The organism is Arthrobacter sp. zg-Y916, assembly GCF_020907385.1.
GTDB lineage: Bacteria > Actinomycetota > Actinomycetes > Actinomycetales > Micrococcaceae > Arthrobacter_B > Arthrobacter_B caoxuetaonis.
The window spans coordinates 290,677-317,131 of record NZ_JAJJOD010000002.1 but is presented as its reverse complement, the minus strand read 5'-3'; the positions used below and the strand labels follow the sequence as shown (position 1 = coordinate 317,131).

24 protein-coding genes are annotated in these 26,455 nt (G+C 67.5%); 9 read left to right on the top strand and 15 right to left on the bottom strand.

Features of this window, described 5'->3' with window-relative positions:
* Window positions 1–10: 10 nt before the first annotated feature.
* From LOC59_RS16745 to LOC59_RS06765, 6 genes are all read right to left on the bottom strand, one after another.
* The gene (locus tag LOC59_RS16745; RefSeq protein ID WP_229971148.1) at window positions 11–1,252 is read right to left on the bottom strand and encodes a sensor histidine kinase; all 1,242 of its coding nucleotides are present in this window, start codon (window positions 1,250–1,252) and stop codon (window positions 11–13) included.
* Window positions 1,253–1,259: 7 nt separating this feature from the next.
* Complete coding sequence (locus LOC59_RS06785; protein ID WP_229971146.1) at window positions 1,260–1,928, bottom strand: response regulator transcription factor; 669 nt, start codon at window positions 1,926–1,928, stop codon at window positions 1,260–1,262.
* 84 nt (window positions 1,929–2,012) lie between these two features.
* Window positions 2,013–3,098, bottom strand: a complete 1,086-nt coding sequence (locus tag LOC59_RS06780; RefSeq protein ID WP_229971144.1) for a sulfate/molybdate ABC transporter ATP-binding protein — start codon at window positions 3,096–3,098, stop codon at window positions 2,013–2,015.
* Entirely contained in the window at window positions 3,095–3,922 is an 828-nt protein-coding gene (locus tag LOC59_RS06775) for an ABC transporter permease (protein ID WP_229971217.1), read from the bottom strand. The genes LOC59_RS06780 and LOC59_RS06775 overlap by 4 nt, the downstream gene beginning before the upstream one ends.
* Window positions 3,923–3,926: 4 nt before the next feature.
* Window positions 3,927–4,712, bottom strand: coding sequence for a molybdate ABC transporter substrate-binding protein (modA, locus tag LOC59_RS06770; protein WP_229971143.1), 786 nt, complete (start codon window positions 4,710–4,712; stop codon window positions 3,927–3,929).
* The gene (locus LOC59_RS06765) at window positions 4,712–5,122 is read right to left on the bottom strand and encodes a TOBE domain-containing protein (RefSeq protein WP_227896846.1); all 411 of its coding nucleotides are present in this window, start codon (window positions 5,120–5,122) and stop codon (window positions 4,712–4,714) included. The genes modA and LOC59_RS06765 overlap by 1 nt, the downstream gene beginning before the upstream one ends.
* Window positions 5,123–5,218: 96 nt before the next feature.
* On the opposite strand from LOC59_RS06765, the gene LOC59_RS06760 reads away from it, so the two are divergent.
* Window positions 5,219–6,010: a putative protein N(5)-glutamine methyltransferase gene (locus tag LOC59_RS06760; RefSeq protein WP_229971141.1), complete on the top strand. Its 792-nt coding sequence runs from the start codon at window positions 5,219–5,221 to the stop codon at window positions 6,008–6,010.
* Here LOC59_RS06760 and LOC59_RS06755 read toward each other — a convergent pair.
* From LOC59_RS06755 to LOC59_RS06740, 4 genes are all read right to left on the bottom strand, one after another.
* On the bottom strand, window positions 6,007–7,245 hold the full coding sequence (locus tag LOC59_RS06755; protein ID WP_229971139.1) for a pyridoxal phosphate-dependent aminotransferase: 1,239 nt from the start codon (window positions 7,243–7,245) through the stop codon (window positions 6,007–6,009). The genes LOC59_RS06760 and LOC59_RS06755 overlap by 4 nt on opposite strands.
* 88 nt (window positions 7,246–7,333) lie before the next feature.
* Window positions 7,334–8,761, bottom strand: coding sequence for an ABC transporter permease (locus tag LOC59_RS06750; RefSeq protein WP_227917091.1), 1,428 nt, complete (start codon window positions 8,759–8,761; stop codon window positions 7,334–7,336).
* Window positions 8,762–8,929: 168 nt separating this feature from the next.
* Window positions 8,930–9,388, bottom strand: a complete 459-nt coding sequence (locus tag LOC59_RS06745; protein WP_227917092.1) for a MarR family winged helix-turn-helix transcriptional regulator — start codon at window positions 9,386–9,388, stop codon at window positions 8,930–8,932.
* 92 nt (window positions 9,389–9,480) lie between these two features.
* The gene (locus tag LOC59_RS06740; protein WP_229971137.1) at window positions 9,481–9,975 is read right to left on the bottom strand and encodes a GNAT family N-acetyltransferase; all 495 of its coding nucleotides are present in this window, start codon (window positions 9,973–9,975) and stop codon (window positions 9,481–9,483) included.
* A gap of 189 nt (window positions 9,976–10,164) precedes the next feature.
* Between LOC59_RS06740 and LOC59_RS06735 the strand changes: the two genes are divergently transcribed.
* The 4 genes from LOC59_RS06735 to LOC59_RS06720 all read left to right on the top strand — a co-directional run bounded on the left by LOC59_RS06735 (window position 10,165) and on the right by LOC59_RS06720 (window position 16,456).
* Entirely contained in the window at window positions 10,165–12,069 is a 1,905-nt protein-coding gene (locus LOC59_RS06735) for an ABC transporter ATP-binding protein (protein ID WP_229971215.1), read from the top strand.
* 9 nt (window positions 12,070–12,078) lie between these two features.
* Window positions 12,079–12,849, top strand: coding sequence for an IclR family transcriptional regulator (locus LOC59_RS06730; protein WP_229971135.1), 771 nt, complete (start codon window positions 12,079–12,081; stop codon window positions 12,847–12,849).
* Between the two features lie 179 nt (window positions 12,850–13,028).
* Window positions 13,029–14,951: an FAD-binding monooxygenase gene (locus LOC59_RS06725; protein WP_229971133.1), complete on the top strand. Its 1,923-nt coding sequence runs from the start codon at window positions 13,029–13,031 to the stop codon at window positions 14,949–14,951.
* A gap of 83 nt (window positions 14,952–15,034) precedes the next feature.
* Window positions 15,035–16,456, top strand: a complete 1,422-nt coding sequence (locus LOC59_RS06720; protein WP_229971131.1) for a cryptochrome/photolyase family protein — start codon at window positions 15,035–15,037, stop codon at window positions 16,454–16,456.
* Between the two features lies 1 nt (window position 16,457).
* Here LOC59_RS06720 and LOC59_RS06715 read toward each other — a convergent pair whose 3' ends face one another.
* Entirely contained in the window at window positions 16,458–17,528 is a 1,071-nt protein-coding gene (locus LOC59_RS06715; protein ID WP_229971129.1) for a tartrate dehydrogenase, read from the bottom strand.
* A 191-nt stretch (window positions 17,529–17,719) separates the two neighbouring features.
* On the opposite strand from LOC59_RS06715, the gene LOC59_RS06710 reads away from it, so the two are divergent.
* Window positions 17,720–19,348 carry an SLC13 family permease gene (locus LOC59_RS06710; protein ID WP_229971128.1) on the top strand — a complete coding sequence of 543 codons (1,629 nt, stop codon included), beginning with the start codon at window positions 17,720–17,722 and terminating at the stop codon, window positions 19,346–19,348.
* 82 nt (window positions 19,349–19,430) lie between these two features.
* On the opposite strand, the gene gap is transcribed toward LOC59_RS06710, so the two are convergent.
* Window positions 19,431–20,441: a type I glyceraldehyde-3-phosphate dehydrogenase gene (gap, locus tag LOC59_RS06705; RefSeq protein ID WP_229971125.1), complete on the bottom strand. Its 1,011-nt coding sequence runs from the start codon at window positions 20,439–20,441 to the stop codon at window positions 19,431–19,433.
* Window positions 20,442–20,541: 100 nt separating this feature from the next.
* Between gap and LOC59_RS06700 the strand changes: the two genes are divergently transcribed.
* Both LOC59_RS06700 and LOC59_RS06695 read left to right on the top strand, forming a co-directional pair.
* Window positions 20,542–21,774, top strand: coding sequence for an ROK family protein (locus LOC59_RS06700; RefSeq protein WP_229971123.1), 1,233 nt, complete (start codon window positions 20,542–20,544; stop codon window positions 21,772–21,774).
* 51 nt (window positions 21,775–21,825) lie between these two features.
* Window positions 21,826–22,992 (top strand): winged helix DNA-binding domain-containing protein, encoded by a 1,167-nt coding sequence (locus tag LOC59_RS06695; RefSeq protein ID WP_229971122.1) that lies wholly within the window; start codon window positions 21,826–21,828, stop codon window positions 22,990–22,992.
* Here the strand turns inward: LOC59_RS06695 and LOC59_RS06690 are convergent.
* The 3 genes from LOC59_RS06690 to LOC59_RS06680 are packed head-to-tail and all read right to left on the bottom strand — an operon-like array spanning window position 22,928 to window position 25,363.
* Complete coding sequence (locus tag LOC59_RS06690) at window positions 22,928–23,428, bottom strand: NUDIX domain-containing protein (protein ID WP_229971120.1); 501 nt, start codon at window positions 23,426–23,428, stop codon at window positions 22,928–22,930. The genes LOC59_RS06695 and LOC59_RS06690 overlap by 65 nt on opposite strands.
* A gap of 13 nt (window positions 23,429–23,441) precedes the next feature.
* Window positions 23,442–24,491 carry an NAD(P)/FAD-dependent oxidoreductase gene (locus tag LOC59_RS06685; protein WP_229971118.1) on the bottom strand — a complete coding sequence of 350 codons (1,050 nt, stop codon included), beginning with the start codon at window positions 24,489–24,491 and terminating at the stop codon, window positions 23,442–23,444.
* 47 nt (window positions 24,492–24,538) lie between these two features.
* Window positions 24,539–25,363 (bottom strand): SDR family NAD(P)-dependent oxidoreductase, encoded by an 825-nt coding sequence (locus LOC59_RS06680; RefSeq protein WP_229971116.1) that lies wholly within the window; start codon window positions 25,361–25,363, stop codon window positions 24,539–24,541.
* A gap of 130 nt (window positions 25,364–25,493) precedes the next feature.
* Between LOC59_RS06680 and LOC59_RS06675 the strand changes: the two genes are divergently transcribed.
* A complete protein-coding gene (locus tag LOC59_RS06675; RefSeq protein ID WP_227896861.1) occupies window positions 25,494–26,432 on the top strand; it encodes a 5'-3' exonuclease in 939 nt (312 codons plus the stop codon).
* The last annotated feature ends 23 nt before the right edge of the window (window positions 26,433–26,455 follow it).

Below are 26,455 nucleotides of genomic sequence, written 5' to 3'. Positions count from 1 at the left end.
TCGAGGATTCTTAGAAGCCCCGTGCGGATAGGGGCAGCCGCACCACCAGGACGGCGCCCTGGCCTGTTTCCGGTTCAGCGCTGACTGATCCGCCGAACCGTGCGGCGATTTCTGCGACCAGCGCAAGGCCCAGGCCGTAGTGCCGGGTGTGCCCTGCCGGGGCCGGGCGTACCGAGGAGAAGCGGTCGAACAGTGCTCCGGCGAGCTCCGGCGGCAGCCCCGGGCCGTCGTCTGCCACCGTGACCACGGCGTCGCGGTTCCGCGCGGCTACGGAGACGGTAACTTCCGTCCGCCCGAAATCCAGAGCGTTGGACAACAGCGCGGTGAAGACCCGTTGAAGTGCCGCTTCGTTGCCCAGGACAAGCACCGGCACGTCCGGCAGTTGGGTGTGCAGGGCAAGGCCCCGGTCGGAAAAGGCGGGGCCGAAGGCGGCGGCTGTCTGCCGGGCAACGGCTGCCAGATCCACCTCTTCCAGCGTCCCGGGCTTTCGCGGATCCGCGGCAACAAGCAGGTCGTCCAGGATTCCGGTGAGGACCCCTGCGTCTGCCACCACCTCATCCAGCCCCTGAATGAGGCGGTCCAGCTCCCCGGGAGACGCTCCGCCTGCCTGCCCCGCGGCGCGCCGGCGCAGCAGCTGGGCCCGGGTGCTCAGCAGGGTCAGCGGCGTGCGCAGTTCATGGCTGGCGTCAGAGACGAACCTGCGCTGCAGCTCGAGGGCGCGGGCCAGCGGGCGCATGGCAGCCCGCGCGGCCAGAACTGAAAACAGTGCCGCCACCGCTGCCGAACCCACCACGGCCGCTGTCAGCGCGAATAACAGGCGGTTCAGCTGGTTCCGTGTTTCCTGTGTATCCACGGCGGCCTGGACAACCCGGCCGCGCCTCTCCTGCGCCGTCAGCACGCGGTAGGTTGTGCCGTCTGCCTCCACGGTTTCTTCGATGCTGCCTGCTCCTGCCGCAACGGCCGACAGCGAGCTGGCCACCGGCAGGCCCGAAGGCACGTCCCGGGAGACTTCCAGCCTGCCGCGGTTCAAGACCGCCAGGAAAACGTCCAGCGGAGCATCACGCGGGTTATCCAGTTCGACGGCGGCCTCCAGCCGCTGCTGGAGGGCTTCCTCGCTCCCGGCGGCGGCGAGGTAGTAGACGACGGCGCCGGCCAGCGAGAGCAGCACCACGATGAGCGCGGTGAACTGGACCGCCAGCCGTACCGAGGCCCGGCGGAGTTCACTCCGTTCCCCGCGCAGTGCCCTTGCCACGGCAGACCTATTCCTGCCGGCCCAGGCGGTAGCCGATCCCCCGGACGGTCAGGACCGCGTTCCTGCCCAGTTTCCGGCGCAGATAGTGCACATACGTGTCGACGACGCCGTCGTCGTCGGCGTCCGGGAACACGAGGGCGTGCAGGTCCTCGCGGGGGAAAACCTGTCCGGGGCGCCTGGCCAGCTGCTCCAGGAGCGCAGCTTCGCGTTCCGACAGGACCACCACCGCCCCGGCTCCCGTGGTCACGGTCCGCCCGGCGGCGTCGAACATTCCGCCGGGCACCGGCAGGACAGGCACCTCGCGGATGGTCCGGCGCCGCAGGACGCGCAGCCGCGCCAGCAGTTCATCGACGTCGAACGGCTTGGCCAGGTAGTCTTCGGCACCCCTGTCCAGGCCCTCCACACGGTCCGACGGGTTGCCCAGGGCGGAAAGCACCAGCGCGGGAACGCCAACGCCCCGGCTGCGCAGGCGTGCCAGGACATCCAGGCCTTCGATGGCGGGCAGCCCGCGGTCAAGCAGCAGCACATCGAACTCCCGGGTCAGCCCAAGATGCAGGGCACGCTGACCGTCGAAGGCCGTTGTGACGGCATAGCCAACGGATTCGAGGATCTCTACCAGCATCCGGGAAAGGGCCCGGTCATCTTCCACCACAAGGATCCTCGGTTGGTCCTCCATCTTCGCGAGTATAGGGCCGCGGGAGGGCAGATGTTCAGGGACCAGGCAGGAACCGGCTGCCGCGGACCAATACCTGCGCGAGTGCTATTCCGGGTAGAGCTCCATGGCTTCGGGATTCAGGGCCAGGACCACGTCCTGCCCCGGGTCGAGTCCCAGTTCAGCCGCCCGCCCCGGTGAAATGTCAGCAGCGAGCCCTCCTGCGCGCACCCGGATCCGGTCCCCCTGCGGCTCCAGGTCCGTGACGCGGGCACGGAAAAGGAAGTGCACCCCTCCGCCCGGCCCGGCAGGATGCACAACGCCGGGATGCACCGGACCGGCAGGATGCACCGCCACGGACGTCGGCGAAAACGCCGCCAGCCAGCGCGCTCCTTCGCCCCCGGCCGCCGGCTCGGCCAGGACGCCCGGAAGGGTAAAATCCCCGGCCACGAACCCGCCGGACTTCCGGATTCCCGCCACAAGGTTCAATCCCGCCAGGCTCGCGGTGAACTGGCTTCGGGGCCGGCGGAGCACCACGGCGGCGGGGCCGGACTCGACGATCCTGCCCTCCTGCATCACCAGCACCCGGTCCGCGAGGGTCAGCGCGTCCAGCACGTCGTGCGTCACGATCAGCGCGCTCCGGCCGGCCAGGGTCCGTTTCAGCAGCCGCCTCATCAGGGGCACCGCTTCCACGTCCAGCGCCGCCATGGGTTCGTCGAGCAGCAGCAGTGCGGGTTCGGCGGCGAGGGCGCGTGCCAGGGCCACGCGCTGGGCCTGCCCGCCGGAGAGTTCGGAGGGACGGCGCCGGGCGAGGTCCGCGGCGTCCACTTCGGCCAGCCAGCGGTCCGCGGCGGCCAGGGCGGTCTTCCTTGACGATCCGGTGCTGCGCGGTCCGAACGCCACGTTCTCCCGGACATTGAGGTGTGGAAAAAGCAGCGGTTCCTGGGCCAGCAGTGCCGTTCCGCGGCGGTGTGCGGGGACCCAGGTACCCCGGGACCCGGCGAGGTTGAAGAGCGTCCGGCCGCCCAGTTCGGCCCGGCCGGCCTCCGGATGCACCAGCCCGGCGATCAGGGAGACCACCGTGGATTTCCCGGCGCCGTTGGGGCCAAGCAGCGCCACCGTCTCGCCCTCCGCCAGGCGCAGGTCGACGTCAACCCCCCGCTGCGGAACGGTTGCACTCAGGTGCAGGCTCATTTCCGGACCTCCGCCGGAGCAGTTCCGGCAGGCCGGGACGTCCGCCGCTGCCCTGCCCGGCCGGCGCCGGGGTAGGTCAGCCCCACCACTGTCACGGCGACCGCCACCAGGACGAGTGAGAGAGCCACGGCGGCATCGGCGTCGCTCTCCCGCTGCAGGTAGACCTCCAGCGGCAGCGTTCGCGTGACCCCCTGCAGGCTGCCGGCAAAGGCGAGGGTTGCGCCGAATTCACCGAGGCAGCGGGCAAAGGAGAGGACCGCCCCGGAGACCAGGCCGGGAACCACCAGCGGCACGGTGACCCTGCGCAGTACGGTCGACGGCGCCGCGCCGAGCGTGGCTGCGACTGCTTCATAGCGTGTACCCGCGGTCCGCAGAGCACCTTCGAGGCTCAGGACCAGGAACGGCAGGGCCACGAAGGTCTGCGCCAGCACGACAGCAGCGGTGGAGAAGGCAACCTGGATACCGAAGACCTCCAGCACCCCGCCCAGCAGCCCCTGCCTGCCGAAGGTGTACAGCAGTGCGATGCCGCCTACCACCGGAGGCAGCACCAGCGGCAGCAGCACCAGCGCCCGGACCAGCCTTTTTCCCGGGAACTGCGTCCGGGCCAGGACCAGGGCCAGCGGAACGCCCAGGAGGATGCACAGCAGCGTACTCACCACCGCGGTCCGCAGGCTCAGGGACAGGGCGGCCAGCGAGGACTCGGAGGTGATCAGCGGAAGGAACTCTGACCAGTTCACGGCCGCGGTGAGCGCGGCGAGGGGAAGCAGCAGGAACAAGGCCCCGACGGCGGCTACCCCCGGAATCCAGGGCGGCAGCGGCGCCATGCTGTTACGGAGCACCAAAACCGGCCCCTCGCAGCACAGACTGTCCCTGGCTGCCCACTACGTACTGGATGAAGGCATCGGCAGCGTCACTGTTGCCGTCACTTTTGCCGGATCCGGAAAGGCGGACGATCGGGTACCTGTTGACCGCATCCGCGGCCTCGGGAAGAGGTACTTCCTCAACGCTGCTCCCGGCCGCTTTGACGTCCGTGACATAGACCAGGCCGGCGTCGGCTTCACCTGAACTGACCTTGCCCAGCACGCCGGCCACCGACGATTCCTCGCTCACCGGGGACAGGGCAGTTCCGGAAGCCGCTTCGATCCGTTCTGCGGCAGCGCCGCACGGCACCTGAACGGCGCACATCACCACCTGGACTCCCGGAGCTGCCAGGTCGCCGAACCCGGTGATCCCCGCCGGATTGCCGGGCGGCACCGCTATGGTCAGCGTGTTGGCGGCAAAGTCCGCAGGCTCGCCGGCTGCCAGGTCCGCCTCCAGGACCCTGGCCATGTTCGTTTCGTCGGCGGCCGCGAACACGTCCGCCGGGGCTCCGGCCACGAGCTGCGCGGCCAGGTCGGAGGAGCCGGCGAAATTCAGCCGCACCGTGGTTCCGGGATGGGCGGCTTCAAAATCCTGCGCAAGCTCGGTGAAGGGACGGGACAGCGACGCCGCTGCGAAGACCGTGAGCTCGCCTCCGCGCCCGGCGGCCGGCGTCGTGTCCGCGCAGGCACCCAGTGCAAGCACCGCCGCCAGGGCCGGAACAAGGAACCCGGCGCGGCTGAACCGTTCGGGCATTACACCTGCTTCTTTCCCGGCGGGACTTCCACAATCACGTTCGTTGCCTTGACCACCGCGGTGGCCGTGGATCCGGGTTCCAGCCCCAGTTCCCGGACAGCTTCGGCACTCATGAGTGAAACCACCCGGAAGGGCCCGCACTGCAGCTCAACCTGGGCCATGACCTTGTCCATGACGATGTCGGTCACCAGGCCAACAAAGCGGTTTCGGGCCGAGGAGACACTCTCCGCCGGATCAGCCGGCAGCTGTGCCTGGCTGCGTGCCAGCCGTGCCAGTTCCAAACTCTGGACGGCCTGGCGCCCGCTGGCATCGCGGATACCGGTCAAGGTACCGTTCTCAATCCAGCGGCGCACGGTATCGTCGCTGACACCGAGGAACCGGGCTGCTTCGGCAACTCTCAAGCTAGGCATGAATAGACCATAACTCCGCAGATGCGTCGTATTCCAGAGATTGGAAAGATAAGTGCGGTGTTTTGTAACCGTGACGGCGCAGGAAGAGGGCACCGGATGGAGAAAGCGGAGGAGCAGGCACTGGCGGACCTGTACTCGCCGCAGCTCCGCGCGGCCGGTTGTGTGTACGCAGAGGAAGAGGCGGCCCTGATTGCCGGTGCTGCCGCCTCACCCCCGGAGGCGGAGGAGCTTCTTCGGCGGCGCCTGGCCGGGCAGCCGCTGGAATACGTCCTGGGCTGGGCAGGGTTCTGCGGCCTCCGGATCGCCGTCGTTCCGGGGGTATTTATCCCCCGGCGGCGGACGGAGTTCCTCGCCGGTGCGGCGGTTACGGCAGCCCGCACCCTGCCCTCCCCCGTGGTCCTGGACCTCTGCTGCGGCTCGGGGGCCATCAGCGCTGTCCTGGCCGCTGCCATGCCGGAGGCCGAACTCCACGCTGCCGACCGGAGCCCTGAGGCGGTGGCCTGTGCCCGGGGGAACCTGGCCGGACGGGCAGCTGTCTGGGAGGGCGACCTGTTCTCGGCACTCCCGGACAGGCTTCGCGGACACCTTAACGTGGTCGTCGCCAATGCGCCGTACGTCCCGACGGAAGAAATGGGTTTCCTGCCTCAGGAAGCCCGCCGCTACGAACCGCGGCTGTCCCTGGACGGCGGAGCCGGCGGGCTGGCTGTCCTGCGGGCCATCGCGGCGGCAGCTCCGGCATGGCTGGCAGCCGGCGGGCAGCTGCTGCTGGAATGCAGCGAAGAGCAGGCTCCGCGGCTTTCGCCTGAGCTGGCTGCGGCCGGCTTCACCGCCGCGATCCGGCGGAACGAGGATGCCGGGGCGACGATTCTCTGCGGAGTCCTGGGCTAGGCAGCACCCTGCGCGTCCAGGGTGCGGCGCCGGCCGGCGAGGAACTCCGCGATCCGGTTCACGGCATCGCGGATGTCATCTTCCGCAGGCAGGATCACGAAGCGGAAATGGTCGGGCTCGGGCCAATGGAACGCGGTGCCCTGGGAGACCAGGATCTTCTGCTCTTCGAGGAGGTCCAGGACAAACCTCTCATCGTCGTCGAACGGGTACATGGCCGGGTCCAGCTTCGGGAACAGGTACATCGCTCCGGCTGCGGGAACGCAGCTGACTCCCGGGATCTCGTTCAGCAGACGGCACGCCAGCTCACCCTGTTCGGCCAACCGGCCACCGGGCTTCACGAGGTCGTCGATGCTCTGGTACCCGCCCAGGGATGTCTGGATCGCATGCTGTGCCGGAACGTTGGGGCACAGGCGCAGGGACGCCAGGAGTTCCAGGGATTCCCGGTAGTCCGCGGTGTCGGACCGCTTTCCGGTGATTGCTACCCAGCCGGCACGATAGCCGGGCATCCGGTACGCCTTGGAAAGGCCGGAGAAGGTCAGCACGGGCAGGTCCCCCGCTACTGAGGCGGTGTGGATGTGCTCGGCGCCGCGGTAGAGGATCTTCTCGTAGATTTCGTCGGAGAAGAGCACCAGCTCATGGCGGCGGGCCAGGTCCACGAACTGTTCAAGGATCTCGCGGGGGTAGACGGCTCCGGTGGGGTTATTGGGGTTGATGATCACGATGCCCCGGGTGCGGTCCGTGATCTTGGATTCTAGATCAGCCATGTCCGGCCACCAGTTGTTCTCTTCATCGCAGGCGTAGTGCACAGCCTCCCCGCCGGAGAGCATCACGGAGGCTGTCCACAGCGGATAATCCGGGGACGGGATCAGGATCTGGTCCCCCGGTTCCAGGAAGGCCTGCAGCGTCATGGAGATCAGCTCGCTCACGCCGTTGCCGATGTAGATGTCCTCCACACCGATCTGCATGAGTCCGCGCGTCTGGTAATACTGCGAAATAGCAGTCCGGGCGGAGAAAATCCCCTTGGAGTCGCTGTACCCCTGGGCGCCGCGCAGGTGGTGGATCATGTCCACCACAATCGATTCCGGCGCTTCCAGTCCAAACGGTGCCGGGTCTCCGAGATTCATCTTCAGGATTCTCTGGCCCGCAGCTTCCATCTGTTTGGCCACGTGCTGCACGGGTCCACGGAGGTCGTAGCGGATGTTCTGCAAACGGCTGGAGTTCTGCATGGGGCGCATCTTCGGATTTTCCCACTGCGGGCACCTTGGGCCAAACCCGTCCGGTTCCATGACGGACATCCGTGCCTGGACGCCCCTGCTCCGGGCATCAGTGACGGGCCGCCCGCTTATCCAGCTCCAGGTCCGCGGCACGGGTGCCCAGCAGGCGGTCATAGACCACACCGGCAACCAATGCGGCCACAACGAACACCAGGATGATGACGCCCATGCCGATCAGTCCTGCCTGCAGGCCGGCGCCTGCCTGGGCGTCGAAGTAGAGGATGGCCTTGTTCGCGATGGTCATCTGGTACAGCGGCTCCCCGCGGGCAATGAACTTGAAGAACCCCGGGAGCATCTCCAGCGGAACCACACCGGTGGCGGCAGGCAGGCCCATGAACACGATGTAGATCATGGACAGGATCATTCCGGCGCTGCCGAAGAGGGTGATGAGTCCGAACGTCACGGCCGAAACGGTTGCCAGGCACAGCCAGGTGCTGAAGAAGAACCAGCCGCCGTGCGGAATGGGCATGCCGACGGCGGAGGCAATCCACATCATCAGTCCCGCGGTGGGCAGTCCCGCCACCAGCACGATTCCCCATTTGAGCAGGAATGTTGCCCAGCGTGCGGGCCGGAGGAGGGGTCCGCGGCGGAACCGCGGTCCCAGCTCAATGGGCAGGACCCCGAGGCGGGAATCGAGGAGGAAGTGCAGCGCCACCGATCCGCTGATCCCCACCACCATCAGGAGCACCGAGTAGAAGAACGCGCCCATGCCCAGTGCAGATCCTTCCTGCGGCTTCTCGAAAGGCCGCTCAGTGATCTCGATGGGATCGCTCAGCACTGCCGCTGATGTTCCGTTCAGCTGCGGCGCCAGCTGGCTTTGCACCTCTTCCGGAACGCCGGCTTCCGTAAGTTCCGCTCCCTGCCGTTCCTGGGCAACAGCGCGGGCCTGCTCGGCTGAATCCTCCAGCTGTTCGCCGAGGTTCCGGCTGGCTTCGTCCAGTGCCGGTACGATGGCGTCGGCTGCCAGCTGGCTGCCCAGCGGGCTGGCGAGCGGGTTGGTGTAGAACGTGATGTGCGGCCGTGTTGCTTCCGTGTCCGTGAGGCTCGAAGAGACCAGGCCGACGGCGTCGGCAGAAAAGTCCTCCTCCAGCACGACTGCCGCATAAACCTGCCCGGACCGCAGCTGGGCCTGGGCCTCGTCCCAGCTCAGGGGACGCATATCGAAGTCGTCCGTCTTGTCGAAGTTTTCCTTCAGCGTCCCGGCCAGGTCCTGGCCGAAGTCCTCCTGGGTTCCGCCGGCATCAGTACCGCCGTCGCGGTTCACCAGGGCAACCGGGACATGTTCCAGATGGCCTGAGGGACTTCCGAGTCCGCCAATGTACAAGGCTGAACCTGTGCCGCCGAGGAGCAGCAGGACAAACAGTGGAAGCAGCCACGTCCGCGGAGACAGGTACGTCCCGATCCTGCTGCCTGTGGCGCCGGACGGACTATGGGCTGCTTTGCTTCCGCCGGAATCGCCGGGAACGGATGAGGGCATGGGAACTACCTCCCAGTTGGCTAACATGCACCGCGCAGGCGGCCGGAGCACTGTCCCTATCGACGGTACGGGAGCCGGAACCCGAAGGAACAGATGCCGTGGGCGGCCGACGCCCCGCGCCCGGATATTTCTTCGGATCCTCCGGGAACCCGGGTTACCAGGCAGGTATTACGGCTTTGGGTGCCGCCGCGGCATATCCCCGGCCAGCTGCCCGAGGATCCGTGCCAGTTCCGAGCGGTCATCGGCCGAGAGCGCGGCGAAGTACTCATCTGCTTCGCGGGCGCGGTCCCTGCGGACTCCTTCGCGCATCCGGGTCCCTGCCGGCGTCAGGGCAATCAGCGTGGCCCGGCGGTCGGACGGATCGGGTCCGCGCTCCACCAGGCCTTTGGCCTCGAGCTGGTCCACGACTTCGGTGGCCGAGCGCGGCGCGATGCGCAGCCGGTCAGCGAGATCCTTCAGCCGCATCCCGCCGTCGTCCGCGTTGCGCCCCATGGCGTTGAGCGCCCGGTACTGGTGCGGAGTCAGCTCAAAAGGTGCCAGCTGCTGGATCCAGCGGCCCCGCAGGCCGCGGAAGGCGGCGTGCATCAGCTCGCCCAGGGCAGCGGAATCGGCATCGGAGTTCGGCATTCCCCCAGTCTAGCCATTCGGTGAGCAGCCACACTGTGAGGTAGCCGCGGTACCTCGAGTCCGATGGGCTTACGGTTAAACGCCCCCCGCCTTCAGCGCCTGAGGACCTTCGGACTGGCCGGCGCAGAAAGGGTCAGGCTCATAAAGACGCTGTTGGGATCCTCCTTGTATCCTCCAAACGGATCGCAGGGAACGAAACCGGCGCTCTCATAAAGCCGGCGTGCCGGCGCGAAGAACTCCATGCTTCCGGTCTCCAGCGAAACCCGCTCGACGGACCGGGCAGCCGCGTCCTCCAGCAGATGCCCCAGCATCAGGCGCCCGAGTCCGCGGCCGCGCATCCCGGGCGCAGTACGCATGGACTTGAGTTCCTCGTGCCCCGATTCCAGGACCGCAAGGGCCCCCGTGGCGGCAATGGCCTCTCCGTCCCAGGCCACCCACAGGCGAACGGAGGGCTGGCGGAGACCTGTGAGGTCCAGGGCGTGCCGGCTTTCGGCAGGCGCAGTGGGACGCAGTTCATCCAGGTGGGACTGCAGGAAGACAGGCAGGCGCGGATCGGAGAAGTCCGCGCGGCGCAGCGCAAGCGTCATGCGTACAACTTACGGACAGCTGCGCGTTGCCACCATCTGTGACACGACCCTCACTTCTATCCCTCAACCACATAATGAGGTAACCTCTACATATTCGGCCGAACGACGCCAGCGCGCGGACGCCCGGATTCGCACTAGGAGGAACCTTTGGCCCTGCACAACAACACCCGTGAACGCCCAGGCGCCGGAATGCCCGACGGACCCGGCGCCGTGCCCGGAACCTCCGGTCCCGGAGGCGGAGGCGGAGGCGGCGGACGCGGCCCGGCCCGGCTGAACCCCGCAGATAAGAAGCAACTGAAGCGGCACCCCGTCAGCCTGCGGCGCATCGCCGCGATGTTCGCCCCGCACAAGAAGACCATCGCCGTCGTTGTGGCCTTGATTTCCGTAGCCTCCGTGGTCAACCTGGCCCAGCCCTTCCTGGTCCGCGCCGTGATCGACGACGCCCTGCCACACCAGGACATCCGGCTGCTGGGCATCCTCACAGCCTCAATGATCGGCGTCGCCGCACTCACGTCCGCCATTGGCGTGGTGCAGACCTGGCTGGCCACGAAAATGGGCCAGCAGGTCATGCACACCCTGCGCGTCAATCTTTTTATCCACCTGCAGGCACAATCCCTTGGCTTCTTCACCCGCACACGCGGCGGCGAAGTCCAGTCCCGCCTCACGCACGACATTTCGGGCATGCAGTCCGTGGTGACCACGACGGCGACCGGCGTAGCTTCAAACCTCACCACCACGGTCGCCACCGCGGCGGCCATGGTTGCCCTCTCCCCCGGACTGAGCCTCATCTCCCTGGTGGTCCTGCCGCCGGCCACCTGGCTCTCCCGCAAGGTCGCCAAGCTCCGCCGAACCGTCACCGATGAACGCCAGCGCGAACTCGCCGACCTGCACACCCAGGTCGAAGAAGGACTTTCGGTCTCCGGCGTCCGGCTGGCCAAAACGCTGGGAACCATCCCCCGTGATGCCGAACGCTTTACCGCCCGCTCCCAGAACCTGGTGGGGCTGGAGCTGCGCAGCCAGCTCGCCGGACGCTGGCGGATGGCAACCATGCAGGTAGTTTTCGCCGCGATCCCTGCCGTCATCTACCTGGCCGCAGGATTTCCGGCCGCCAACGGCGGCATGACCATCGGCACGCTGGTTGCGTTCACCGGCCTGCAGGCCGCAATCTTCCGGCCGGTGATGGGACTGCTGGACATCGGTGTCCAGTGGGTTACCGCGCTGGCGTTCTTCAGCCGCATCTTCGAATACCTGGACCTTGAGCCGCAGCTGAAGGCCCCCGCCCATCCTGTGCACGTGGACGCCGCCGCAGTGCGCGGCGACGTCCGGTTCGAGAACGTTGACTTCGCGTACGACGGCGGAACGCCCGTCCTGCACGGCATCAGTCTCACGCTTCCCGCCGGCTCTGCCACCGCCGTCGTCGGGTCCACCGGTTCCGGCAAAAGCACTCTTGCGTCACTGGTTCCGCGCCTGAACGATCCCGTGGGCGGGCGTGTGACGATCGACGGCATCGACGTCCGGGAACTGGACGCCCAGGACCTTTCCCGGATTGTCGGAGTGGTGTCGCAGGAGACCTACCTGATCCATGCATCGGTCCGGGAAAACCTGCTGCTCGCCGCACCCGGGTCCACGGACCAGCAGCTCTGGCAGGCACTCGGGGCAGCCCGGATCGCCGACGCCATCGGCGCCCTTCCCGACGGGCTGGACACCCTGGTGGGCGCACGCGGACACCGGTTCTCCGGCGGGGAGCAGCAGCGGCTGGCCATTGCCCGGACGATTCTCCGCAATCCGCCGGTACTGGTCCTGGACGAAGCCACCTCGGCACTGGACAACACCACCGAAGCCCAGGTGCAGCTGGCGCTGGAGCAGCTCTCCGCCGGGCGGACCACCCTGACCATCGCCCACCGCCTCTCCACCGTCGAGTCTGCCGACCAGGTGGTGGTGCTGGAAGCCGGACGCATCGTGGAGCGGGGAACAGCGGCCCAACTGCGCGCTGCCGGCGGCGCATTCGCCCGGCTGGCCGCCCGGTCTGACCAGGCACACACGGGCGGGCAGCTCTCGGAGAAGAACCCGGGCGCCGCAGTGCCGGGCAGTTAGGATTCTGCTGTGCAGAACATACGAATCGTCAAGAAACCCGGCTACGCCGTCGACTCCGTGGATCGGGCCCTGCAGCTGATCCTGCTGCTGCAGGAGCGGGAGTGGCTGCGGATCGCCGATGCCGCCAAGGCCCTGGCCGTGGCACCCTCGACGGCGCACCGGCTGATGTCGACTCTCGTTTACCGCGGGTTTGCCCTGCAGGATGACCAGCACCGCTACTGCGCCGGTCCGGCCCTCCGCCCGGATCCTGCGGCCGGCCAGGAGCGCGCCCTGATTGCCGCCGCGCGTCCCTATCTCGAAGCCCTGGCAGCCGAGGTCCGCGAGACCGTGAACCTCGTGGAGCGGGTCGGTGCCACCGCCCGCTACCTGGCAACAGTCGAAGGACCCCAGCTGCTCCGGGTTGGCAACCGGGCCGGAACTGTCCTGCCGGTCCACCTCTCTTCCGCCGGGAAGGCCATGCTCTCCACCCTCCCGGACCAGATGGCCGCGGCGGTCTGCACGCGCCAGGCCCAAAGAGGCGGCACTGCGATGGCACCGGGCGAGCTGGACCAGCTGCTGAACGAGCTGGAGGCCATCCGCCGGCAGGGCTATGCCGCCAACCTCGGCCGGACCGAACCGGACCTCGCCGCCGTGGGAGCACCGGTGCGTGCGCCGCATCAGCCGGCCACCCTTGCCCTCTCCATCAGCGCACCGCTGTCCCGGGCTGCGCAGCTCCAGGACCCGGCAGTAACCGGAGCGCTCGCAAAGGCGTGCCGGGAGCTGCACGCGGCGCTTCCCTAAGCTGCGGCGCGGCCCTAAGGCATCGGCCTGCGGTCGCATCCAGCTGTCCGCATAAATTCTGCTCAGCAGAATCTAAGTGCAGGGTTGTTGCATGGGTCACTAACGTTGTTCCAGCGCGCCCGGGGCGGGCGTTCACGTTTTCGGATCCACAGTGGATCCGCCCACGCTCAGGAGCAACAGTGCAGTTCTATTCCGACGGCTACCGTCCCGGCGATCCCGATGTACGGCCGGCCGCACCCGGCCGGGAAAACGGCCAGGGTCCGCTTCCCGCCGAAGTCGACGTCCTCATTGTCGGAACCGGACCTGCCGGCGTGGTCCTGGCCGCCCAGCTCGCCGCGTTCCCCGGCATCACCACCCGCGTCGTCGAGCGCCGGGGCGGTCCGCTGGCGAAGGGACAGGCCGACGGCGTTGCCTGCCGCACGGTGGAAATGTTCGAGGCGTTCGGGCTGGCCGACAAGCTGGTCCGGGAAGCGTACTGGGTCAATGAGACCACCTTCTGGGGACCGGCAGGCACCGGGAGCGGGATTGAGCGCACCGGCAGGGTCCAGGATGTTGCCGACGGCCTCTCCGAATACCCGCACGTCATCGTGAACCAGGCACGCATGCAGGACTACCTGCTCGAGTACATGCGCAACTCCCCCACCCGCCTCGAGCCGGACTACGGGCTGGAAGCAGCCGACGTCGTCGTTGGCACTGACGGCGAGTATCCCGTCACGGTGACGCTGCGCCGCACCGAGGGGCCGGACGCGGGCGAGGAAGTCGAAGTGCGGGCCAAGTACGTCGTCGGCTGCGACGGCGCCCGCTCTGCGGTCCGGAAGTCCCTGGGCATCGAACTGCGCGGCGATGCCCGGAACCATGCCTGGGGCGTCATGGATGTCCTGGCGGTGACGGACTTCCCGGACATCCGGATGAAGTCCGCCATCCAGTCCGCCTCCGGAGGCAGCATCCTCATCATTCCCCGCGAAGGCGGATACCTGGTGCGGCTGTACGTGGACCTGGGTGACCTTGACCCCGCCGACCGCGGGGCGCGCAGCCGCTTTACCGCCGACAGCATCATCGAAGCAGCCCGCAAGATCCTGGACCCGTACACGCTGGAGGTCAAGGACATTGCCTGGTGGTCGGTGTACGAGGTTGGCCAGCGCGTGGCAGACCGGTTCGACGACGTCGCTCCGCAGGAACGCGGCAGCCGCTCCCCGCGCGTGTTCATCGCCGGGGATGCCTGCCACACCCACTCGGCCAAAGCCGGCCAGGGTATGAACGTCTCCATGCAGGACGGCTTCAACCTCGGCTGGAAGCTCGGAGCCGTGCTCCAGGGCCGCAGCCCGGAATCCCTTCTCGACACCTACTCCGGCGAACGGCAGGAGATCGCGCAGAAGCTGATCGATTTCGATCTGCTGTGGTCCACCGCCATGGCTGCCAAGCCCAAGGACCCCGCCAACCCGGAGGCCGGAGGAATGGACGCCGCCGAGCGGCAGGCCATCTTCACCCAGGGCGGACGCTTCACGGCCGGCTTCGCCACGGAGTATCCGCAGAACCTGATCACCGGCGCGGGCACCTACCAGCAGCTGGCCACCGGCTTCCCGGTTGGGGAGCGCTTCCACTCGGCTCCGGTCATCCGGCTGGCGGACGCAAAGCCGCTGGAACTCGGCCACCAGGCACAGGCTGACGGACGGTGGCGGCTCTACGCCTTTGCCGACGCCGCTGCGCCAACGGATCCGGACTCCCGCCTCGCCGGCCTGTGCCGCTTCCTGGCTGAGGATTCGGCGTCCCCGCTCCTGCGCTACACACCTGCAGGCTCAGATTCAGATGCAGTCTTCGACGTGCGGGCCGTGTACCAGCAGGGCCACCGTGATATCAGCGTGGCCGACCTGCCGGCGCTCCTGCTGCCCCGCAGGGCTCCGTATGGCCTGATCGACTACGAGCGTGTGTTCACTCCGAATCCCCGCGCTGCGGATATCTTCGACGCGCGGGGCATCGACCGCAGCGCCGGTGCCCTTGTGGTGGTCCGCCCGGACCAGTACGTCGCGCATGTCCTTCCCCTGGACGGGTACCAGGAGGTGGTGGACTTCTTTGCCGGAATCCTGCTGGAGGCACGGGACTAACAATCGGGACCGGCGCGCCGGTCCTTTCCGCGCGTAGGGTCGTACTAGCCCCGCCGAACTGCCCAGTGAAAGGAAACCTGCACGTGGTCTCCCTCGCCTGGCTCCGTGACGACCTGCGCACCGCGGATAATCCTGCACTCCTGGCTGCAGCACACGAGGGCGGCACCATAGCCCTCTACGTCCTGGACCAGGAATCACCGGGCATCCGTCCGCTCGGTTCGGCCGCCAAGTGGTGGCTGCACCACGCATTGCAGGTACTGCGCGAGGATCTCGGCGCGCTGGGCATCCCGCTGGTCCTGCTGCGGGGGCCGGCAGCCGAGGTCGTCCCCGCTTTTGCGCGGGCGGCCGGCGCCGAGCGGATTTTCTGGAACCGGCGCTACGGCGGGCCGGAACGCACGGTGGACACCGCGGTCAAGGACTGGGCCGCCGGAGCTGACCTGCACGCGGAAAGCTTCCAGGCCTCGCTGCTGCACGAACCGTGGACAGTGCGCACCGGGCAGGGCGGGCCGTACCGTGTCTTCACGCCGTTCTGGCGGGCCGTCAGCGCGCTGGATTTCCGCGGTCCCCTCGACGCCCCGGCGAAAGCCGCCGCACCGCCGTCGGGGTTCCCCTCCGGTGAAGATCTGGAGGACTGGGGCCTTCTGCCCCGGCACCCCGACTGGTCTGCCGGCCTCGCCGCGGCCTGGACGCCGGGGGAAGCGGCAGGACTCGCGGCCCTGAGTGACTTCCTCGACGGTCCGGTGCAGGACTACGACGACGGCCGGGACCGGCCGGCGAAGCCCGGAACCAGCAGGCTCTCCCCCTATTTGAGGTGGGGGCATGTGAGTCCGTTCCAGGTCTGGCACGCACTGTCCACGGTGCGCGGGACGGGGGCGGGGCCGGAGGTGTTCGGCACGGAGATCGGCTGGCGCGAATTCTGCTGGCACCAGCTCTTCCACAACCCGGACCTCGCCGTGAAGAACCTGCGCCCTGCCTTTGATGCCTTCCCCTGGGAATGGCCGGAAGGATCAGGCCCGGTGACCCCGCCGGTTTTGCGCGGCCACTCCGGGGACAGTCCTGGGCAAGCATCACGCCCGGATGGACTCGACCCGCTGGATGCCTGGAAGGCCGGGCTCACGGGCATCCCGCTGGTCGACGCCGGCCAGCGCCAGCTCTGGAGCATGGGCTGGATGCACAACCGCGTGCGAATGGTCGCGGCCAGCTTCCTGGTCAAGAACCTCGGCGTGCACTGGCGGGTGGGCGAGGAATGGTTCTGGGAAACCCTGGTGGATGCGGATCCTGCGAGCAACCCCGCCAACTGGCAGTGGGTCGCCGGATCCGGTGCGGACGCAGCACCGTTTTTCCGGATCTTCAATCCGGAAACCCAGGCGAAGCGCTTTGATCCCGACGGCGCCTACATCTCCCGCTGGGTGCCCGACGCGATGACCCCGGCCTATCCCGAACCTCTCGTGGATCTGAGGGAATCCCGCCGGCACGCCCTTGACGCATACGAGAGCATCCGCTGACTCACTGCCCCAGAGCGGCGATAATGGCGTCGGTGACTTCCTGCGTGCCGGCCGTGCCGCCGACGTCGCGCGTCTTAATGCCCGACGCCGCCACCGCCTCTATAGCCGCCTCCAGTTTGCCGGCCTCCCCGGGCAGCCCCAGGTGGTCCAGCATCAGCGCCGCGCTGGCGATCGCCCCGACCGGGTTGCTGATGCCGCGTCCGGCGATGTCCGGAGCGGACCCGTGAACCGGCTCGAACATGGACGGAAACCGCTGCTCCGGGTTCAGGTTGGCGCTGGCGGCCAGGCCCAGGCTGCCTGCCAGCGCTGAGCCCAGATCGGAGAGGATGTCCGCGAACAGGTTCGATGCGACCACCACGGACAGGCTCTGCGGGGCCAGCACAAACCTGGCACTCATGGCGTCGACCAGCACACTCTCGGTTTCGACGCCCGGATAGTCGGCGGCGACCCGGCGGAACACTTCATCCCAGAGCACCATGCCGTACTGCTGCGCATTTGATTTGGTCACGGAGGAGACTTTCGGAACAGCCCGGGTCAGTGCCAGGTCAAAGGCAAACCGGATGATCCGCTCACAGCCGGTTTCGGTAAACAGCGCCGTCTGGACCGCCACCTCATTGCCGGGTCCGCGGCCGGAGAGATTGCGTCCGCCCAGCCCGGCGTACTCCCCCTCCGAGTTCTCCCGCACCACAATCCAGTCCAGGCCCGAAGTGTCCGTGCGCAGCGGGGAGTCGATGCCCGGCAGGAATTTCACCGGGCGGATGTTCGCCCACTGGTCGAAGTTCTGCGTGATGTTCAAGCGCAGGCCCCAAAGACTGGTGTGGTCCGGCACGTTCTCCCAGCCGACAGCCCCAAAGTAGATCGCGTCTGAGTCCTGCAGCAATTCCAGGCCCTTGGCGTCCATCATGACACCGTGCTCGGCATAGTACGCGCTGCCCCACGGATACGGGATCCACTCAAACCCGTAGCTGCCCGAACGTTTAGCCAGCGCCTCCAGCACCTGCTGCCCGGCAGCGATTACCTCGGCCCCGATTCCGTCCCCCGGAATCACCGCGATCCGAAAACAGCTTTCCATCTGCCCTCTCCCCTCCGCCAGCGGCCATGCCCCGAAGACCAGCCTCTGGACCCGGGAGCCTAACCCAATCCTCAACCAGGCACGGAAGTTCCCATGTCCAGGCCGGTATGTCTGCCGCTGCCCTTCCGGCCTGAGCGGGGACGGGACTACCTTTGGCTGCACATCACCCGCGCCAGCCAATGGAGGCAAGGATGTCCCAGGATCTCTCCCCCTCGCGGACGGGCGGCGGGCAGCCGGCCCGCACCGACGTCGAAGCGGCACTGCTCGGCGGACGCACCTTCCGAAGCCTGAGCGAACAGACTCTGTCCCCGCGCGAAGAACGGTTCGAGCGGGCCCGGCAAACGCTCGGGTTCTTCCTTGCCCCGGCGGCCACCATCATCTTTGCCCTCTGGCCCTCGGACATGGACTCCACCCAGCAGCTGCTGGCCGCCATCCTGCTCGGTGTCATTGTGCTGTGGATCTGCGAGCCGGTCCCGATTCCGGTGGGCGGGCTGATCGGGGTCGCCGCCGTCGTCATTCTGGGCGTTGCGCCGTCAACGGCCGTACTGGCTCCGTTCGGTTCCACCACTATCTTTACGTTTATCGGCGCGTTCATCCTGGCGCAGGCGATGCTGAAACACGGCCTGGCGCAGCGCCTGGCGTTTGCGGTGCTCTCGCTGCCCGGCGTCGGGCGTTCGACCTACCGGGTGATCATCGCCTTCGGTGCAATCACGTGCCTGCTGTCGGCGTTCGTTTCCAATACCGCCACGGTTGCCATGCTGCTGCCGACTGCGCTGGGCATCCTGGTGGTCATCGCCAAGCTGATGCAGGACCGCGGCGAGGTGAAACCCGACTTCGATCCGCTGCGGCTGCGGGTGGGTGCCGCGCTGATGCTTATGCTCGCCTACGGAGCGAGCGTGGGAGGGCTTCTGACTCCGGTTGGTTCCCCGCCGAACCTGATCGGACGCGGCCTGATCGAGGAGGCAACCGGGGAACGGATTTCCTTCGCGCAGTGGATGGCGGCCGCCGCACCGCTGTGCCTGGGGATGTTCGTGATCCTGGCGCTGGTCATGTTCCTGCTGAACCGTCCCGAGGTGCGCCGGATCGAGGGTGTGGAGGATTACATCCGGGAGCAGAAGGCCGAGCACGGGAAAATGAGCCGGGCGGAAATCAACACACTGATAGCCTTCGGCACCACGGTTCTCCTCTGGCTGACCCCGGCTGTGGCGTCCCTGATTGCCGGCACCGAGTCCGAAGCCTACGCCTTCCTGGATGACCGGCTGGATGAAGGAATCGTCGCTGTACTCGGAGCTTCGCTGCTGTTTATCCTTCCCACCAATTGGAAGGAACGCAAAGCCACACTCACCTGGACTGATGCAGCCAGGATCGACTGGGGAACCATCCTGCTCTTCGGTACCGGCATCATCTTCGGTGCCCTGCTGGCCGAGACAGGCCTCGCGGAAACCATCGGCAACGCCGCCTCGGACAGCCTGGGCATCACCAGCCTCTTCGCCATCACCGCATTCTCCACGCTGCTGGCCATCCTGATATCGGAGACCACCAGCAATACCGCCTCCGCCGCCGTCGTGGTTCCCATTGTCATACCTCTGTGCACAGCAATGGGCCTGGACCCGTTTGTCCCTGCCCTGGCGGCAACGTTCGCTGCGTCGTTTGGCTTCATGCTTCCGGTGTCCACCCCGCAGAACGCCATCGTTTACGGCTCCGGCGCCGTACCGATCATCCGGATGATCCGCACCGGCCTGGTCTTCGACATCCTTGGAGCGGCGCTGATCATCGCGCTGCTCCCGCTGATGGTTGGCCTGGTCGGGATCGGTGCCTGAGCCACCCCAATGAGATAGCAAAAACTGCCCGTTAGAGCGCTCTAACGGGCAGTTTCTGTTATCTCGCTTGAGGGGAAAGGCCTTAGCTGAGCTTGGAGGCCACCAGCGCGGTGAGGTCCACCAGGCGGGAGGAGTAACCCCACTCGTTGTCGTACCAGCCCACGATCTTCACCTGGTTGCCCTGGACCTTGGTCAAGCCGGCGTCAAGGATGCAGGACGCCGGATCCCCGACGATGTCCGAGGAGACGATCGGATCTTCGGTGTAGGTGAGGATGCCGGACCAGCGGTCCGAAGCGGCAGCGGCGCGGAAGGCCTCGTTCACTTCTGCGGCCGTGGTTTCCCGGCTGACTGTGACCGTCAGATCCGTGGCGGAACCGGTGGGCACCGGAACGCGCATGGCGTAGCCGTCCAGCTTGCCCTTGAGTTCCGGAAGAACCTTGCCAATGGCCTTGGCTGCGCCGGTGGACGTGGGAATCACATTCACGGCGGCGGCACGGGCCCGGCGAAGGTCGCGGTGCGGGGAATCCTGCAGGTTCTGGTCTGCCGTGTAGGCGTGGATGGTGGTCATCAGGCCCTGCTCAATGCCGAATTCACGGTTCAGTACATCCGCCATCGGAGCCAGGCAGTTGGTAGTGCAGGACGCGTTGGAGATGATGTTGTGCTTCTCGGGATCGTAGTCGCCGTCGTTTACGCCCATTACCACGGTGAAGTCCTCATCCTTGGCCGGAGCGGAGATCAAGACCTTGCGGGCGCCGGCCGCAATGTGCTTTTCGGCGTCGGCGGCCTTGGTGAACAGGCCGGTGGATTCGATCACGATGTCCACACCGAGGTCACGCCAGGGCAGACTGCCCGGATCGCGCTCAGCCAGAACCTTGATGGTCTGGTTCCCCACCTGGAGATCACCGTCGACGACGCGCACGTCTTCAGGGAGGCGGCCGGCAACCGAGTCGTACTTGAGCAGGTGCGCCAGCAGTTCCGGATCTGCCAGGTCATTGACGGCAACGATCTGGAAACCGTTCTCGCTGTGCAGGGCGGCGCGGAGGAAATTGCGCCCGATGCGGCCAAAACCGTTGATTCCGACTCGAATACTCACAAGTGCCTCCTGAAGGCTTGAGGATTATATTTAGAGACTAAATATATAAACTAGTACAATTATGCTGTTATTCCCGCCACTCGTCAAAGGGGCCCTAACTTTGGACACCGCCGCCAGCACCCCACAGCTTCTGCGCCGCACCAACCTGCGCTCCGTCCTGGACGTGCTGCGCTCGGTGCCTTCGGCCACCGGAACCGACCTCATCGACGCAACCGGCCTTACACGTGCCACGGTGATGGCAGTCTGTGACGACCTCATCGCCCGGGGCTGGGCCCGGGAGACACCTTCTCCCCGCGCGGGCGGGCAAAAGGGCCGTCCGGCGCGCCGCTTTGAATTCAACGAGAGCGCCGGATATGTCCTGGGACTCGACGTCGGCCTGGCCACCGTGCGAGTTGTGGTGGCCGACCTTGCCGGAACCGTCGTCGGCGGTACCGAGTCCCGGTTCCCGCGCCACGGCGGAACACCAGCCGACCGCCGTTCCGATGTGATCGCCGCCGTGGGGCAGGCCCTGGAGGAAGCCGGAGTGCCGGCCTCCGCCGTGCTGGGCACGGCTCTGGGTATCGCCGCCCAGGTCACACCGGAGGGCAGCATCGCACCGGGGCAGGAACTGGCTCCCATGTTCGACCTCGGACTCACGCAGGAGTTCCGCGACGGCTTCGGCTGGCCGGTCCTGGTGGAGAACGATGCAAAGCTTGCCGCCCTCGCCGAACGCTGGCGAGGCACGGGCGCCGGCGAGGCCAACCTGGCCGTGGTGCTGGCCGGTGAACGCCTGGGTACCGGGGTCATCGAGTCCGGGCGGCTGGTCCACGGAGCGCGCGGACGTGCCGGAACCATGGGAGGCCTGGAACTGGTCGACGGCGTCGGGAACCAGGACGGCATCGCCAAGCTGGCGCGCCTCTGGGGCACAGCTGCCCTGGATGCCGGGCACGACGGGATGATTCGCCGGTTGGTGGGAACGCAGACCAACCGTGTGTCGGCCCGCTATGTCTTCGAGGCAGCGGCAGCCGGGGACGGCACCGCAGCGGAGATCCTCGACCGGATCGGCCGGCGGATGGCCCGGGTACTGGCGCTGGTGTCCACCTTCTTTGACCCCCGCATCATTGTCCTCGGCGGTGCCGTTGCCGCTTCGGCTACAGCACTGCTTCCGGTCATGACCGAGGAGCTGGCCAAATACGTACCGGATCCTCCGCGCCTGGCGGTCTCGGAACTGGGTGAAATGCTGGTCGCCACCGGTGCTGTCCGGCTGGCGCTCGACCACGTGGAGTCCCGCCTCCTGGACCTCCGCCCCGGATCCGTCCGGGGAACGGCCCCCCAGGACGGTTCGCTGGCCTAGACTTTCCACGCCTGCGGGGACTTCCCTGCGCCGCATAGGACGGAGAGCAGCATGGAGAGCCGATTGGAGACCATCGGACGCGCTGAAATGCTGCGCCGTCGCGCTGCCAGCCATGCCCTGGGCAGACCGCCTGCCGACCTGGGCGGACCCGCCGGTGCCGTGGACCGCCTGTTCGCCCTGCAGGGCCAGGACCTCCCCGGGGCGCTCTGGTCCCTCGGGCTGCGTTCCGGCGCGTCCCTTCCCGACGTTATGGCTGCCTTTGACGACGGCACGCTGGTCCGCAGCTGGCCCTTCCGCGGGACACTCCATATGCTCCGCGCCGCGGACGTTCACTGGATCCTCAAGCTCACCGCTGAACGCACGCTGCGCTCCGCCGCCCGGCGCCGGGAGGAACTGGAGCTCGACGACGGCACACTGGAACAGGCGCGGAAGCTCACCGAGCGGGCGCTTGCCGGCGGGAACCGGCTGGGACGCGGGGATCTGCTGCTCCTGTTCGAGTCCGCCGGCATTTCAACTGCCGGCCAGCGCGGCTACCACCTGCTGTGGCACCTCAGCATTTCCGGAACCACGGTACTGGGTCCGATGGAGGGCAAGGAGCAGCTCTTCGTCCTGCTTGACGACTGGGTTACCCGGCGCCGGGACCTGAGCGGTCCGGATGCCCTGGGTGAGCTGGTGCGCCGGTACCTTACGGGCCGTTCCCCGGCAACAGCCGCGGACATCGCGTGGTGGAGCAAACTGCCCCTGACGTCGATCCGCTCCGGGATCGCTGAGGTGTCCGGTGAACTCGAGGAAGTTGAGTACTGCGGGACCGTGCACTGGCAGCTGCACACTGGGACGCCCGCCGCGGCCGGCCGGGAACGCTCCCGCCGGGAAACCGCCCTCCTGCTGCCCGGTTTCGACGAATACCTGCTGGGTTACCAGGACCGCAGCGCAGCCCTTGAGCCCGAGCATGCTCCGCTGACCGTCCCGGGCAACAACGGCGTCTTCAAGCCCACCCTCGTGCTGCGCGGCCGGGTCGCCGGGCTGTGGTCCCGCAAGGCCACACGTGCCGGTACGGCGCTTACCGTGCAGCCCTTCTCCCCCGTGAGCGACCATGACTGGAACGCCGTCGGCCGGGCGGCCGCCCGTTACGGGCAGTACCTCGGCACCCCGGTCACCGTTCAGCACCACCTGGCAACTGCCCGGCCAGGGCATCCAGGAGCTGCACCTGCCCCTTGACGAGCTTGGTCCGCGCCTCGGCCACCGTGAACCAGCCGGCCCGGTCGACTTCGGGGAAGCTCCGCAGCGCCCCGGACCGTGGCGGCCATTCAAGTTCAAAGGTGTTGCTGCTGGTCTGCCGGTCAGGGATATCCGCTTCGGCAACGAAGACCGTTATGGTCTTGGCCGATGACTGGCGGAAGGTACCGAGAAGCCGGTATTCGACGTCGGGAGCCGGCCAGCCCATCTCTTCGCCGAACTCCCGCTTCGCGGCCGCCAGGGCATCTTCGGGCGGAACGAACTCGCCCTTGGGAACTGACCAGGCATGATCGTCCTTCCGCGCCCAGAACGGCCCGCCCATGTGCGCGATCCACACCTGCAGGGCGGCACTGTCCCGCCCGGCTTCTTCGCCGGGCTTGACGCGCCGGTACAGCAGGATCCCCGCACTGGAAATCACGGATGTCCCCCTGCTAACCGCTCCGGACAGACCGTGCCGCGGACTCAACCGCCTGCTGGATATCCTCGGTGATGAGATCCATGTTGATCGCGGCCCCGGCGGACATTCCCGCAGCGGCTGATGCGATGACCTGGACCATGGGTTCGGCGACGTTTCCGGCGGCATACACGCCGGGCACCTCGGTAGCGCCGTTCGGTTTGACCGGCACGGCGGTGCCGGTCGGGATCTCCCCGGCGAACTGTTCGACGACCTCCAGCCCCACACCTGCCAGGTAGCCGGCGCGGGCCTGCACCCGGGTAAAGACCACGACGGCGTCGCAGGGTTCCAGCGCCCCCGAGGCCAGGCGCAGCCCGGTGACCTTCTTCGGCCCTTCGACCCGGATTACTTCTCCTTCAACCACACGGATCCCGCGGGCGGCCAGCTGCTCGGCCTGCTCTGCGTCAGGCGTCCCGGCGGTGTGCAAAAACAGTGCGACGTGCTCGCTCCACTGCCGCCACATCAGCGCCTGGTGCACGGCCGTGGCCATGTCAACGGCCAGGATCCCGATCTCCTTGTCCCGGACCTCCCAGCCATGGCAGTACGGACAGTGCAGCACGCCTGTGCCCCAGTGCTCCCGGACCCCTTCGACGTCCGGCAGCCGGTCCGCCCCGCCGGTAGCCGCGAGGATTCGGCGTGCCCGCACCGTGTCCCCGGTGCCGAGCCGGACACTGAATCCGCCGCCGTCGATCCGTCCTACGGTCTCCACCCGGCCCTGGACGAATTCCGCCCCGTACTGCAGGACCTCCTGCCGGCCGGCCGCATACAGTTCGGCCGGCGGTGCGCCCTCTTGACCCAGGTAGTTATGAACGTGGGAGGCGGGAGCATTGCGGGGTTCGCCGGCGTCGACCACCAGGACCGTGCGGCGGGCACGTGCCAGCGCCAGGGCACCGCTGAGTCCGGCTGCTCCGCCGCCGATGACGACGACGTCGTATTCCCCGGCTGCCGGCCTGCCGTTTCCAGTGCCCGTGCTGTCCTGCCCCGCAGATTCCATTCCGAACTCCAATCCTTCACCTGTGCGCTGCATGACGCTTCACCTGCTGGCCCGCCACGCACCCGGGCAGCTTTCGGGCTTTACCCCTCCAGCATGGCCACGGACTTGTTCCACAGACCGAGGGCAAGGAGAGCATCGCCGGCCTGCTTATTCGGCCGGGCCACCTTGCAGCGGACAAAGTACTTTCCGGTCGGATAGTCCTCTCCCGGGGTCCCTTCCGCCAAATACACGAGGGTGCGGGCGCCTTTCTCCGGTGTCCCCAGGAACCTCTTGAGCGGCGAAGCATAGGCGGCGTGCATCGCAGTGCCCGGCGCATTGGAGAAGCTGGAGGCAATGGTGCCCGGGTGGAAGGAGGTGGACGTGGCTCCGGCGGCACGGTAGCGCCGGTCGAATTCCTCGGTGAAGAGGATCTGCTCCAGCTTGCTGTCGCCATACGCCTTGTGTGGCCTGTAGCCGCGTTCCTGTTCCAGGTCGTCGAGGTCCACGTGGCCGAACAGCCGGTTGCCCAGGCTGGAGGTGTTGATCACCGTGCCCTTGGACTCCAGCAGCCGGTCGGTCAGGAGGCGGGTGAGCAGGAACGGCGCCAGGTAGTTCACCTGGAACGTCATTTCGTGTCCGTCGACTGTGACCTGACGTTCCTTTCCGAAGATGGCGCCTGCGTTGTTCGCCAGGACGTCGATCCGCGGGTAGCGCTGCAGCAGGTCGGAGGCAAGGCTGCGGACCTGGCCCAGGTCGGCGAAATCGGCAGTGAAGTACTCACCGCCGGTGTCCGCAGCGACGGCGGCCGTCTTCTCCAGCGAACGCCCGACGATCACGACGTGCTGCCCGTCCTTGGCGAGCCGGCGCGCTGCGGCCGCGCCTACGCCGTCGGACGCGCCGGTGATCACGATGGTCTTGGGAGCCATGCAGGCCTGCTTTCCTGGGAACCGGGCGAGACGGTCCCACACTAGCGGCGCCTTGGCGGGAACGGTATCCATTCGCACAAGGCACCCGGGAAGCGCCCACGACGGCGCGCTTCCGTGGCAGGATCGGGCTATGCCTGATCGCCTGATGCTTCTGGACACCGCCTCGCTGTACTTCCGCGCGTTCTACGGAGTGCCCGATTCGATCCGCCGCGGAGACGGAACGCCGGTCAACGCCGTGCGCGGACTGGCGGACATGATCGCCAGGCTCACTGCTGAATTTTCCCCCACACACCTGGTGGCGTGCTGGGATGATGACTGGCGGCCGCAGTGGCGGGTGGACCTGCTCCCCTCTTACAAGGAGCACCGGGTGGCGCGCGTGGTTGACGGCGGATCCGACGTCGAGGTGGTTCCGGACGCGCTCGAGGCCCAGATCCCGCTGATCCGCAGGATGCTCGCCCTGGCGGGTATACCCGTGGTCGGCGTTCCCGGCTACGAGGCTGATGACGTGATCGGCAGCTACGCCGCGCAGGCCACGATGCCGGTCCACGCCGTCACCGGCGACCGGGACCTGTTCCAGGTCATTGACGACGCACGCCAGGTGCGGGTGCTCTACACCGCGGGCGGAATGAAGAACCTCAAGGACATGGACGACGCCGCCGTCGTCGCCAAATACCGCGTGCTGCCGGAGCAGTACGCCGACTACGCGACGCTGCGCGGCGACAGTTCCGACGGCCTTCCCGGCGTAGCCGGCATCGGCGAGAAGACCGCGGCGTCCCTGCTTGCTGAGTTTGGCACGCTGGAGTCCCTGCTGGCCGCAGTGGAAGACCGAAGCAGTGAACTGTCCTCGGCCATGCGCGCGAAGCTGACCGCTGCAGCGGACTACCTCGCCTCCGCGCCGAGCGTCGTGCGGATTGTCCGGGACCTTGACGTTCCGTCCCCGGAAGACGCCGGCGCCCGGCTTTCGCCGGTGACCGGAGACCGGCGAACCGAACTCGAGTCACTCGCCGGGGAATGGAACCTCGGCGGTTCGGTCCGCCGGTTGATCGAGTCCCTGGACTCGACGGGCTAACCGATCCGGCGGCAAGTCCGGGA